This is a genomic window from Bacillus sp. RO1 (assembly GCF_012524115.1).
In the GTDB taxonomy this organism is placed as follows: domain Bacteria; phylum Bacillota; class Bacilli; order Bacillales; family Bacillaceae_I; genus Sutcliffiella_A.
Genome location: NZ_JAAZWB010000065.1, coordinates 1 through 12,262, shown reverse-complemented (window position 1 = coordinate 12,262; position 12,262 = coordinate 1). Strand labels below are relative to the sequence as shown.

Sequence of the window (12,262 nt, the reverse complement as noted above, 5' to 3'; positions counted from 1 at the left end):
ATGATGAAGACTTCTCTCCACCTAATTCTTCGCCACCAAGGTCCTCATAACGATGATGAAGACTTCCCTCTACCTAATTCCTTCCCACTAAGGTCCTCATAACAGCGATGAGGACTTCTCGCCACCTTATTCTTCTCCACCAAGGTCCTCATAACGATGATGAAGACTTCTCTCCACCTTATTCTTCTCCACCAAGGTCCTCATAACGATGATGAAGACTTCTCTCCACCTAATTCTTCCCAACCAAGGTCCTCATAACGATGATGAAGACTTCCCTCTACCTAATTCCTTCCCACCAAGGTCTTCATAACGATGATGAAGACTTCTCTCCACCTAATTCTTCCCCACCAAGGTCCTCATAACGGCGATGAATGGCCTTCCTCTGGATACTGAAAACTAAACAATAAAAAAACTGCCCTTTACAAGGCAGCTACAGGAAGAAAATCACTAGGAGATTTTGTCATACAGTTCTATCAGTTTTTGGTATGTTATTTTCTCAAGTTCTTTTTCCCCCACCTCTATATCATTTATTTCACTGATTACCAGTTCCTTGGCTACATCAGTTGATATCAATAAGGTTACCAGCAGATCTTTTTCTTCTTGAGTTAAAGTCACCATTGCAACGTTTTCACTCCTTTCCATGATTGGTTTTACTTTGTATAGCGGTTTGCATAACAGAAGGCAGTGTATGCATCCGGCTTTATTTTGGCATCCAAGCCCATGGCAGTAATCCTACCTGTCATTTCCTGTATGAAATCTTTTGTAGCACCTTTTTGTCCAATATCGAGATGAATTTCAAAATGGAAATCTGCACCATGCTCCAAGTGGGGCAGCAACAAATTTTGTATCTTTTCTAATTTTTCCATTGTAAACAACATCGCAATTTCTTGACTTAATGCAGTCTCAAGTGATATTTTTTCATGCAGGCTTCTAATGGCTCTATTAACGATGTATGGCCTTACACAACCCCATGCTCCTTTACCAACGCGATGGAGATGTACCGCTGTCATGAATTTGGTCTCTTGTTGATGAACATGTGAATCTGTACCGATCGATAGTAAGTATGGGGCCCTCACGTCTTTTTGGATAAACAAAAGGATCTTTTCATAAGCTTGTTCAAAAGTAAGGTAGCCGTGGGTAATATTAATAAACTTGCTGGGGTTATCCATTTATCCACTTCCTTTTCCGTACTTTCCCTTATACTTATATGTTCCTTTCTCCCAAAAAAGTAGTGTTTTCTTACGTTTAACAGTTTGGATGACAAATATATCTTCATTATTGTCGCGATTATCAAAAATTTATACGTGAATTACAATGATTTTTCAGCTGTTAAATGAACAAAACAGCACAAAAAAACCAGGCTGTGGATGGGCAGCCTGGTTAACCTTTACTTGTTTGGATTTGTGACTTCGAATACGCACAATGTGGGCATCGATACATGACATTTTGATTTGAATGGGCAGTAAGAACTTTATCCATTTCTTCTTCGCGATTGCACTTAGGGCAGTGAACCGTTGGCATCATGTAAACCACTCCTACTATAAATGACGTTGAAATTCTTCCTTAGAGACAAAAATATCATCTTTATCAATTGCTGTTCGATTTGCAAGCACTAGTCCAATATTAGTTGAAGATGCTTTATCGTCGACAATAGTAAATGGGATATTGTTTTCAGTAGCAATCCGGATATATTTAGAAAGATGCATATAATCCAGATCTCCATCCAGAAACAGTTTAGAAGAAGGGTACCTCTTCATCAAATCCGAAATGGGTTTATAAGGCATTTGTTGAATCACTTGGCCGTTTGTTAATGCAAGTATAATTCGCTCGCGTAACTGAGAGAGGTATTCCCTTCTCTCGCTTGGCTTTGTTTCAGGTGTTCCCTTTAACCCTTTATCTATATAATCATCAATGTTTTTACCCATCTTAGATCCCTCCATGATGAAATTCAGGTTTCCCTGTTTTTCTTAGTGGATCAGGTCAAATATTTCAATGGCAATCATATCAATATTGTCAAATTGATACGTTTTAGGGTTTTCCCCTTTTAGAAATACTTCCAATTCATATGTATTGGTCTTATCGAAGAACTTCACGCTGCACACTTTTTCTCCATTTACTTCGAAAAAGCGCTGTGCTGGTTCATTTCCAGCTTCTGATGTTTCTTTTAAATCATTTAATCTTTTTACAATCCCTACTAATAGTGACATGTAACAACTCTCCTTCTATTCCTTCCTACCTATATCATTCACCTTGTTTTGTAAGGCCATTCGTATTTTTGTACAAAACCTTTCAATATCCGGTAAAATAAAGCTAGGAATATTAATATTATAGTGTTCGAACATAACTTCCCTTTTATTGTAGTCTAAAATGACGAATAAAACATGCGAAGTTGTGAAATTTTTCTTACGAGGAGCTGTATCCATGAAAATAACCGTCTATACTCAACCTGATTGTCCACCGTGTCAGGTGGTAAAACAATTTTTAACACACCATAATATCTCCTATAAGGTGATTGACATCTCTGAGGATCTTCAAGCAAGAGATTATTTAGTACATGAATTACAGTCATATTCCACTCCTACTGTAACAGTCGATGAGCAGGTTGTAAAAGGATTTGACCTGTCAAAGCTGCAAAGTTTATTAGGCATTGAGGAATAGGCTCCAAAGTGAATGTCGCAAGAGAATACATCATACCACTAATAGGATGATAGAAGAAAGCTTTTTATTTCTTTCACCAAAAAAGAGCGTATGTTTACGCTCTTTTTTTAATATGTCACCTTGTAACAAGGAAACTATTTTTATCAAAATCATGAAATAAATGAGAAACCATCAACGGAATGGTATTGGGGAAGGAATGAAAAAAAGGATTTGCTAACATTCCAAAGGTATAAGTTTTGTTTACACTAACATTTGAACTGGAAAATGTTTTGACTAAGTTTGTCTCTTGTTCCTGTTCATTGCTTCTCACAAATTCTGGCGTCTCATATTCAAAACCATAGTCCATCACTTTCCAGCCAGAGGATGTTTCTTGTATTTTCACATACTCATAGTGATCATCATAAAGGCTTGGCATATCCTCTTCGGTAGCAAAGAATTCATACACAATAAGCTCTCCATCTTGCCCTTTTATCACTTTTGTTTCTTCATCATAGCTAAAGAAAGGAATGTAATATGCCGGAAAATCAGTACCGTAAGTTATATAGCCTGCTTCTTCTTTAAATAAATGCTCTTTAAGAAAAGATTGCTGATACTCTTTTGTAAAATAGGGATTTAGTAGCTGATCAATTTCCTCTAACGAATGATGTTTTTCTCCCAGTGAAATTTGTAATTGAAACGCATCTTTCAAAAAGGAATATACTTCATGGTCTTCAGGTGATTGTTCTGCACTAGCATAGCTTGAGCCGAAAAATATAATGGTTATGATGGCAATAATTCCTGTCATATTTTTAAGCAATCCATTCTCCTCCTCAGATGATGTGTTCTAATTGTATCAAGAACAGAGCGGACAAGGGTTTGTAACCGTTCGTAAAATTACGTTGAAAACTGACAAATTATTCACTCTCTATACCACTACCCTTCTGACTCAACTCCAAACACAAAAAACCCTTACAATTTCTGTAAGGGCTCCTACTACTACCAATTAGAATTTAATGCAGCATAAACGATATACAACAATATTAATACTGTTGCTATTAATAAGGCTACAAAAACAGGATTTTTCATTACATAATGATCTTGGACTTTTTCACTTATGGATGAATCCTGGGTTGTTGCCTGTGTACTTTCCTGACGCCCTAATTTATAGGTGTAAACCATTGCGCCAGCAACAATAATCAATGCTAAGATAGCCAAAATAAAATCAAAAGAACCCATTTCAATCACCTCACCGAGCAAACTATACTCTTAAGGTAAACAAACGAATAGATTCTATTCACAGCTTATAAAAGATCCTGGTTTTCATATAAATACTCATAAGATATATCGACATATAGAAAGCGGTTCTTCGTAATTAGACAGGAATAGGTTCGAACACTTTCACCTGATTCAATATCACTGTATACGTCCGATAATATTCCTTTTCTCTCCATGCTCATTTTCATGATATGTTCAAGAAAATAAGGTCTCCAACTCCAATTCTTCCCTCTATATTGGCTGTCTGCCTTCCACTTCCCATTATCTCTTAATAGATTGGGAGAGAGCTGGAATCCATTCTCGTCACAAATATACATACGGAAGATAATGTTGTTAAGTTCCTCTGCGATAGAGTGTAGCCAATCATCATAATCTTCTAGGTTATGCCCTTTTAATAGGAGAGGCTGAAGTCTAGTTTGGAGCATGCCTGTAAACTGATGAATAGCCTGTAATTTTCTTTTTTCATAACGAATAAATTGTTGGAACTTCTCAACAAGCATTTTCTTTGCATGATTAATATCAATAAAAGCCGGACCAGGTTTATGTAGATAGTAACCCTGATAAAACCTTCCACCATTTCTCCATGCATATTGTAATTGAAAAGACGCTTCCATGTTCTCATACAATAAAGCGGCTCCTATTTTTCGAGATAAAATAGATAAAGAGTGCAAGATATCTTGATGAGCTGCGACTTCATGTGATTGACGAAGAATTTCTAGATTGACTTTTAATATATTCGGGTTTAAGCGTCCTATTCGATCCATGTTTGCACCCGAGTCTCCGATATTAGCCACTGAAAGTTGAATACCGTATGTTCTATAGTAATTAAAGAGGTGCTGAAGGTATTCTTCTCCTTCTTTGGAAGAATGTCCGTCTATTTCAATTACGATATTCTCCAGCTTCAAACCTTTTGGAACAAACGACAGAAAAACCTCAAGCAATGATTCTCCTTGATCTTCCAAAAGAAGGTCTGCATTTTGATTGAAGAATAACTTTAACGTACAATCTTGTTCGGTATAGTAGGTTAAAGCTTTATTGATAATTATCTTGTCTACTTCGAGTTGGTATTCCCCAGGCACTGTATCGTCACGAAAAAATGACCCTAAACTTTTTACATCACCGTTTTCCATCTTAAACCTTCCTAGCACTTCATACCCAACTACTTCTTGGGCATCTGCACTAAAAATTGCTTGAAAATAAGGGGTGACCTTTTCGATATTCGTCATAATATCAAGTGGATCCATCTCGTTCTCCCCTTTGTGTTGTTTGGAACGATTATATCATGTTATAGGGCAAATTATGACGTGGAAATTGTGAGGTGCTAGGATTTTTTATTGCAATCTTTTAGGAATCTTTAATTCTTGTCCAGTTTTCAGACAATCAGTATCTAGATTGTTTAATTGCCGGACTGACTCTCGTGAAATGTCATATCTCTGAGCTATCTTTAACAAACTGTCTGAAGTGACCACCGTGTGAAGATAGCAGGGCACTTTAAGATTCATCCCAGTGAAAATGGTATCACTTTCAAGGTGATTAACCTTTTTTAAGCTGTTTTCATCAACCGAAAACATTTGAGATATGTCTTTTAACGTTTCATTATGTTTCACTTTGTAACTTCCACAAGCTTGACCTTCCAAAAGTTCTCTAGTAGCTCCATTCTTTTCATCCAAAACAGCAATGAGAAATTGTTGGAATTTGACGCGATAGCTGTTTACAACCGTTCCTTTTGGCAATACATCTGAGGCTAATTTCCTTGCTGATTCCAGTAGATTTTTTCTTTTTGATACTTTTTCATGCGTGCCAGCGTATTCAACAGAGAACTCATAGAATGCTTCTGTTGGGTTAATATACAATGTAAGTTCTTTATTTTGTTCGTCCCAATCATACTTGTAATAGATACTCATTAGGTTTCCTCCTTGATGCTTTTGCTTAGTATAAGCAAAAACGGTATACAAGTATGAAAAAAAGCCCGGTAAAGCAATAAAAAATTGCTTTACTCGAGCTTTGTTAACTAAATTACACCACTGGTGATTTCCGCAAATGGTTTCGCTCTCCGCGGGGCGACCTTGAGCCTCCTCACAATGCTTCAGTGGTCTCAACAATGTCGCTACTCCCCCGCTGGAGTCTACGCCTTTTGCTCCAATCAACAGCTATAGATCACTATAACTTAAAACGGGAATGGGTGGAGCCATTGTCCGCCGTCCATTGTTACACATTCACCGTTTATGTATGCGGCTTTTTCTGAGCTTAGGAAAAATGCTAATTCAGCGATTTCTTCAGGTGTTCCAAAACGCTTTAATGGTACACTTGCCGCAACTTTTTTAGCCTCTTCCTCAGATTGCATTAATTTGTCTGCACCGCCAGTTCTTTCAATTGGACCTGGAGCGATTGCGTTCACTCGAATTCCGTATTTCGTCCCCCACTCCACTGCAAGTGTTCTAGTAAGGGATAGGACTCCTGCTTTGGCCGCAGCTGAATGCACCACACCTGCCCCTGCATTCCAGGCATAGGTGGCAACCATGTTAATCATGCTCCCCTTAATTTTTCGTTCCATCCAATAATTTCCTACTGCAGAGCTACAATAAAAGGTTCCATTTAAGACGATGTCAATGACAGACTTCCAGCCATTTACAGATAGTTTTTCGGCTGGACAGATAAAATTCCCAGCTGCATTGTTGACCAGCACATCAATTCTTCCAAAGGCCTCATCCGTCAACTTGACCATTCTTTCGACATGCTCAGGCTCTCTTACATCCATTTGCACAGTCAAGACCTCGCCATCGTGCCCCTCAATCTCCTTTTTAGCTTGCGCAAGTCGATCAAGATCACGACCAGTAATGACCACATTATAACCTTCTTGAGCGAACTTCATCGCCATATATTTCCCCATACCGCTCGAGCCACCAGTAATGATGGCAACTTTCTTTTCTCCCATAAAATCTCCCCCAATCCTATGTCTCTATACTATTCTAACCTAATGTTCAAAATAGTCAAAATGTTTTATAAAATTTATTCAAAAAGTTTCCATTAAAAGTAGAATGATAGAAAGAGAAATTCATCTCTAATTGGTGCTATAATTAGTCATATTATGATAGGTTAGGTTGGTATAACTATGAGTAAATTAACTAGAAGAGCCTTTTTCAAACGAATCTTTACAATAGTTTTCACTGCTTTACTTACAAGTGGTGCAGGCTATTTCTATGCTAGATATATAGAACCGAAGCAAATGAACAAATTAAAACATACCATTAAACATCCAAACATCCCAAAAAGCTTTTCCGGAATAAAGATTGCTCAATTCTCTGATACACATATTGGTCACCATTTTGGGCAATCAGATTTGGAAAAAGTGGTTCGTCTAATTAACGAAGAGGAACCCGATATCGTATTCTTCACAGGTGATTTAATGGACAATCCATTGGAATACGATGGATCGTACAACCTAATAAATATTTTGAAAAAGATCCATGCTCCTCTTGGAAAATTTGCGATTTACGGTAACCACGATCATGGTGGCTACGGGACGGAGACTTACGAGGAAATCATGGAGTCTTCTGATTTCATCGTGTTGAAAAATGAGAATACAAAGATAGAATTAATAGATAAAAGTCAGATATTCATTGCTGGGGTGGATGATTTGATGCTAGGGAGACCTGATTTCAACGTAACGCTACGTGAGATTCCTGAAGACGCTTATACGATATTATTAGCCCATGAAGGGGATGCAGCTGATTCCATAGCAGAGCAGTTTCATGTAAATCTACAGCTTTCGGGGCATTCTCATGGAGGACAAGTGCAGATTCCTTTTTTCGGCCCATTAATCACTCCACCGCTAGGGTCTAAATTTTATGAAGGTTTTTATCATTTGGATGATTTGACCTTATATGTGAATAAGGGTTTAGGCACTACTAGAGAGCCTTACCGCTTTTTAGCGCCGCCAGAAATTGCATTTTTCACCCTTGAACGTCAATAAATGGGCTATCGCGTACAAGCGCATACCTATTAGCTTTGCCATACATTATAGTGACCCTATAAAGGAGGCATATGTCTATGTATCGAAACTATCAAAATAACAGATTGATTGGAGGATTTGGTTTCGGGTTTCCTTTTTTCCCGTTTTTAGGTGGATTAGCAGTAGGTACTCTTTTAGCTCCTAGACCTTATTACCCACCATACCCTTATTATGGACCTTACCCTGGACCTTACCCAAGACCATACCCACCTTATCCTTACTATAGATAATGGACTGATTGAAACCTAAAGCCGCTGCACTATTTGCACGGCTTTTTTAAGATGACTGTTATACACCGCTGGTGATTTCCGCAAATGGCTTCGCTTATCCAGAGGGCGACCTTGAGCCTTCTCGCTTTGCTGCGGGGTCTCAACAATGTCGATACTCCCCACTGGAGTCTTCGTCTTTTGCTCCAATCAACAGCTATAAAACTTTTCAAGCCTAACGATATTAATTAATTTTCGTATGAAAGTGGTGAGTATGGTGGCTATTCATGTTGTTAAGCAAGGAGAAACTCTTGGGTCGATATCATTGGATTATCGGAGGCCATTAGCTGAGATCTTGGCTGTCAATGCCATTTCAAATCCTAATATCATCTATCCTGGTCAGCAAATCATTATCCCAGGCCTTCCTAATGCTGATACAATCCCCTATTCCATTGAAATATCCATCGCAAATAGGAAGCTCGTACTGAAGGAAAATGGGGTTATGGTTAAAACATATCCCATTGCAGTAGGCAGAATGCTCTTTGAAACTCCTGTTGGCAATTATATTATCGTAAACCGACAACCCAACCCTGGTGGCCCATTTGGCGCAATGTGGCTTTCCCTCTCCAAATTATCTTATGGAATTCACGGTACAAACGATCCCAGCTCTATTGGAAAAGCTGTCTCTCGCGGTTGTGTCCGTATGTATAACCAAGATGTCCTTCAACTTGCATCTATTGTACCTAACGGGACACGTGTGCTAATTCGCCCTCAATAACATTTACTTTCCAAATCCACCAAATTTACTAGAACAAACGGATAGGATTGATTATAATTGAACTAGAAATATTTAGTGATAAAGGAAGGGATTTCTTGCATCAGCAAACATATACTCGTTTTGTGAAACAGCTTGTCATAAATTATATACTTGGTTCGTCCATAGCAGTGCTAGGGGTAGGCGGCATACTCATATTCTCTACTTTAAACCTATCCCTTTCAGAGATTAATATAATGATTAGTATTTTATTAACTTCTGCTTTCATTATGGTACTTTGTGAATTAATTGCTTTTCATAAACAACTGCAACCTATAAAAATTATTCTTACTAAAACAGATCATACATATGCTGATTATCAGAAGGCTTTTTTACATATACAACGGTTTCCAATTTTAACAGTTAAAAGAATAATTGGCCCCCACCTACTTGGACTCTCTGTTCCCGCCATTACCCTTGCAATCATCTGTATACAGACCGGATTGCTTAACATGCCCTTTAGATATGTAGTTCTTGCTTCACTTGGTGCGGTGCTAATTGCTGGAATGCATGCGTTTATTGAATACTTTCTTACAGTCAGAGCGATAAGGCCCGTTTTGAATTGTTTACAAGAAGCCACTCAGAACATCTATCATCTTGCATTATCTATACATGGGGATATAATCGTTTCTTTACGTACGAAGTTTTTAGTAAGCGCATTATTTATCGGAATTTTTCCAGTTCTTTTATTCAGTCTGGCAACCGAAGTTCGCTTCGAAACCCTTACCTTAGAAGTCGATTTCTGGAATTGGGGAATATTGATACTTTTCATTGCTGCCGTGTTTTCTTCTTTTGGAGCTTTTTTGTTATTTAAGGACATTCTCCAACCTATCACTCAACTGTTAAAAGGGATGCAAGATGTAGAAAACAATCATCTAGCTCCTGCTAAGGAATTATATTCAGATGAATTTTCTCAAGTTATTCAAGGTTTTAACTCGATGGTGCAGGGCTTGGAAGAAAGAAATGAAACGAATAGGCTTTTGATGGAAAGTTTTTATCAAACCCTTTCCACCACCCTTGACGCGCGGGATCCATATACAGCAGGACATTCATTAAGGGTAAGCAGATATTCTGTATTAATTGGCCAAAATGCTGGACTGCCCCCACAGCAACTTGAATTGCTTAAAAATGCCGCTCTCCTTCACGACATTGGTAAGATTGGAGTGAAGGATGAGATATTGTTAAAGGATGGAAAGCTTTCAGATATGGAATTTGAAGAAATTAAAAGACACCCCTTGCTTGGCGCAACCATCTTAAGTCAAGTGCAGCCTAAGCAAGCAATGGCTCCATTAATACCAGGTGTCAGAAACCACCATGAACGATTTGATGGATTTGGGTACCCAGATAAGTTAAATGGTCATGATATTCCTCTTTTCGGTAGGATCATCGCTGTAGCTGACGCATTTGATGCCATGACTTCCGATCGCCCATATCGTAATGGGATGAAAAAGGAGAAAGCACTGTCTATTTTGGAAAGCGGAAGAGGCACCCAATGGGATCCTGAGTTTGTCGATATCTTCATCATGCTTATGGAAAAAGAGCAGGAACATGCTTTAACTTCAGCCTAGAATCGGAGGAAGTTGGAGCTCCCCTTCCATTTTAAGTGAAGGCACAGTATAATAAGGGAAAGGAAAGGAGCCAATTATGCATAATAAAAGTTATACAAACCAGAGAAAAATCGATTCCCCTATTGAATCTTCTATTGAAAACCTCTCTCGTGCCATCTTTACTGTTAATCGGCATGCAAAAACCGCGCCGGATCCAAAGTTTCTCTATACGTTAAAAAGAAAAGCTTTAGAGAAACTTATCACCGAAGGCAAAGCTACAAAAAAAGGTTTGCATTTTTCAAGAAACCCAAAGAACAGCCGTCAACAATCTGACGTTCTTGTATTGGCAGGGGAATATTACTTTCACCTCCCTCCTACAAAAGATGACTTTACAGAATTACCACATCTTGGAGAGTTAAATGATTATTATCGAAATCCAAAAGCTAATATGTCCTTATCAGTAGCAAAGACCTTACTTCAACGGTACACAAATTTCCATGGGACAGATGGGCAAAAACATCAACCCAAAAGACAGTATCAAAAGCCCGTATTTAAAAAACTCGGGGAAAGCTATCTCTGATACGGAAAAGACGAAAGCCCCCATCTATAAGTAGCTGGGGCTTTCGTCTTTTTAAACTATCATTTATTAAATAATTGATCATCTAGTAGCTCTACTAACTTTGTTAATTGAGGTTTGCTAATTTGAGCATTCGCTCCTACTTGGTCGCCTTTATGTCTAAGATGTTCTGTTATCAGGGAAGAGAATATGATAACAGGTATATTTGAGAGGAAGCTATCTTCTTTAATTTTCTTTGTCAGGTGATGACCATCCATTTGGGGCATTTCGATATCCGTAATTAACAAGTCTACACTTTGCTCTCCGTTTTTCACCACAGTCTCCATATACTCCCAAGCACTTTTACCATTCTCAAAGAATTGAATATGTTCAAATCCTGCTTCGAGCAACGTCTCTTCTAGAAGTTTTCTAAGCATCGGAGAATCTTCTGCAATCATAATCCTTTTCTCACTACGAGCAGGATTTAAGTTTTCATGAAATTGTGACGTTCTTTTATCCAGGTTTGGGTATATATCAAACATGATTTTCTCTACATCCAATAGGAGAATCATCTGGGAAGGTTGTTTGATGATTCCTGTAATGTGGTCTTCAAACCCATTTTGCAACGAAGCTGGTTTTTCCATCTCAGCCCATGTAAGTCGATGAATTTGAGTTACATGATCTACCCTTAGTATCACTTTCATGCCATTGAATTCAGTCACAATAAATTTTTCTTCTGAATAGTTACTCTGTTCTTCGATATTCAAAGCTTTTCTGAGGTTTATTATTGGCAGCACTTCTCCCCTTAATTCGATGATTCCTTCTACATTTTTATGGGAATGAGGGATTTTGGTCACTGCAACTGTTTTGATTATTTCTCTTACTTTTAAGACATTTATGCCAAAACTGGTACTTCCTATATGAAACTCAAGAAATTCCACTTCGTTGGTACCAGAATCTAGTAGTATTCCATTTCTCTTTTCCATCATTGATACGCCCTTCCGTTCTTGACTATATGGTTCTTTACTTTTTTATCGGATTAAAACGGAAAATGTTGATAGACTAAGCTGTTTCATCCGTTAAAAAACGAGGCTGGGACAAAACTAAAAAAGCCTAATAAAAGACGAACAATTTAGGTGTCATAGGTATTGGCTCTAAATACCGCTGTTGATCTCCACAAATGGCTTCGCTTTCCTAGGGGCGGTGCTTGAGCCT

17 protein-coding genes are annotated in these 12,262 nt (G+C 38.1%); 6 read left to right on the top strand and 11 right to left on the bottom strand.

The annotated features are described in order from the left end of the window. Window positions 1-447: 447 nt before the first annotated feature. From abbA to HC179_RS09260, 5 genes are all read right to left on the bottom strand, one after another. Complete coding sequence (gene abbA / locus HC179_RS09280) at window positions 448-618, bottom strand: antirepressor AbbA (RefSeq protein ID WP_148986691.1); 171 nt, start codon at window positions 616-618, stop codon at window positions 448-450. Window positions 619-650: 32 nt separating this feature from the next. Continuing rightward, window positions 651-1,169: a ribonuclease H-like YkuK family protein gene (locus HC179_RS09275; protein WP_010192720.1), complete on the bottom strand. Its 519-nt coding sequence runs from the start codon at window positions 1,167-1,169 to the stop codon at window positions 651-653. 211 nt (window positions 1,170-1,380) lie between these two features. Next, window positions 1,381-1,524, bottom strand: coding sequence for a hypothetical protein (locus HC179_RS09270; protein WP_168864073.1), 144 nt, complete (start codon window positions 1,522-1,524; stop codon window positions 1,381-1,383). Between the two features lie 14 nt (window positions 1,525-1,538). Then, entirely contained in the window at window positions 1,539-1,925 is a 387-nt protein-coding gene (locus HC179_RS09265; protein WP_168864072.1) for a YueI family protein, read from the bottom strand. 42 nt (window positions 1,926-1,967) lie between these two features. After that, the gene (locus HC179_RS09260) at window positions 1,968-2,207 is read right to left on the bottom strand and encodes a YkuJ family protein (RefSeq protein ID WP_010192712.1); all 240 of its coding nucleotides are present in this window, start codon (window positions 2,205-2,207) and stop codon (window positions 1,968-1,970) included. A 214-nt stretch (window positions 2,208-2,421) separates the two neighbouring features. Here HC179_RS09260 and HC179_RS09255 point away from each other — a divergent pair, with 214 nt between their 5' ends. After that, on the top strand, window positions 2,422-2,658 hold the full coding sequence (locus HC179_RS09255; RefSeq protein ID WP_168864071.1) for a glutaredoxin domain-containing protein: 237 nt from the start codon (window positions 2,422-2,424) through the stop codon (window positions 2,656-2,658). Window positions 2,659-2,773: 115 nt separating this feature from the next. On the opposite strand, the gene HC179_RS09250 is transcribed toward HC179_RS09255, so the two are convergent. The 5 genes from HC179_RS09250 to fadH form a co-directional block, all read right to left on the bottom strand. Continuing rightward, entirely contained in the window at window positions 2,774-3,454 is a 681-nt protein-coding gene (locus tag HC179_RS09250) for a DUF3993 domain-containing protein (protein ID WP_168864070.1), read from the bottom strand. Window positions 3,455-3,633: 179 nt separating this feature from the next. Next, window positions 3,634-3,873 (bottom strand): hypothetical protein, encoded by a 240-nt coding sequence (locus HC179_RS09245; RefSeq protein ID WP_168864069.1) that lies wholly within the window; start codon window positions 3,871-3,873, stop codon window positions 3,634-3,636. A 65-nt stretch (window positions 3,874-3,938) separates the two neighbouring features. Then, on the bottom strand, window positions 3,939-5,156 hold the full coding sequence (locus HC179_RS09240; protein WP_168864068.1) for an EAL domain-containing protein: 1,218 nt from the start codon (window positions 5,154-5,156) through the stop codon (window positions 3,939-3,941). An 87-nt stretch (window positions 5,157-5,243) separates the two neighbouring features. Further along, entirely contained in the window at window positions 5,244-5,816 is a 573-nt protein-coding gene (locus tag HC179_RS09235) for a LysM peptidoglycan-binding domain-containing protein (RefSeq protein WP_168864067.1), read from the bottom strand. Window positions 5,817-6,079: 263 nt separating this feature from the next. Further along, complete coding sequence (fadH, locus tag HC179_RS09230; protein WP_168864066.1) at window positions 6,080-6,847, bottom strand: 2,4-dienoyl-CoA reductase; 768 nt, start codon at window positions 6,845-6,847, stop codon at window positions 6,080-6,082. 177 nt (window positions 6,848-7,024) lie between these two features. On the opposite strand from fadH, the gene HC179_RS09225 reads away from it, so the two are divergent. The 5 genes from HC179_RS09225 to HC179_RS09205 all read left to right on the top strand — a co-directional run bounded on the left by HC179_RS09225 (window position 7,025) and on the right by HC179_RS09205 (window position 11,071). Continuing rightward, entirely contained in the window at window positions 7,025-7,885 is an 861-nt protein-coding gene (locus HC179_RS09225) for a metallophosphoesterase (protein WP_168864065.1), read from the top strand. Between the two features lie 77 nt (window positions 7,886-7,962). Beyond that, entirely contained in the window at window positions 7,963-8,154 is a 192-nt protein-coding gene (locus HC179_RS09220; protein ID WP_205825276.1) for a hypothetical protein, read from the top strand. A gap of 250 nt (window positions 8,155-8,404) precedes the next feature. Continuing rightward, window positions 8,405-8,908 (top strand): L,D-transpeptidase family protein, encoded by a 504-nt coding sequence (locus HC179_RS09215; RefSeq protein ID WP_205825275.1) that lies wholly within the window; start codon window positions 8,405-8,407, stop codon window positions 8,906-8,908. A 95-nt stretch (window positions 8,909-9,003) separates the two neighbouring features. Further along, complete coding sequence (locus HC179_RS09210; RefSeq protein ID WP_168864063.1) at window positions 9,004-10,512, top strand: HD domain-containing phosphohydrolase; 1,509 nt, start codon at window positions 9,004-9,006, stop codon at window positions 10,510-10,512. A 76-nt stretch (window positions 10,513-10,588) separates the two neighbouring features. Beyond that, window positions 10,589-11,071: a YkyB family protein gene (locus HC179_RS09205; protein WP_168864062.1), complete on the top strand. Its 483-nt coding sequence runs from the start codon at window positions 10,589-10,591 to the stop codon at window positions 11,069-11,071. 59 nt (window positions 11,072-11,130) lie between these two features. Here HC179_RS09205 and HC179_RS09200 read toward each other — a convergent pair whose 3' ends face one another. Continuing rightward, the gene (locus tag HC179_RS09200; protein ID WP_168864074.1) at window positions 11,131-12,033 is read right to left on the bottom strand and encodes a chemotaxis protein; all 903 of its coding nucleotides are present in this window, start codon (window positions 12,031-12,033) and stop codon (window positions 11,131-11,133) included. Window positions 12,034-12,262: the final 229 nt, after the last annotated feature.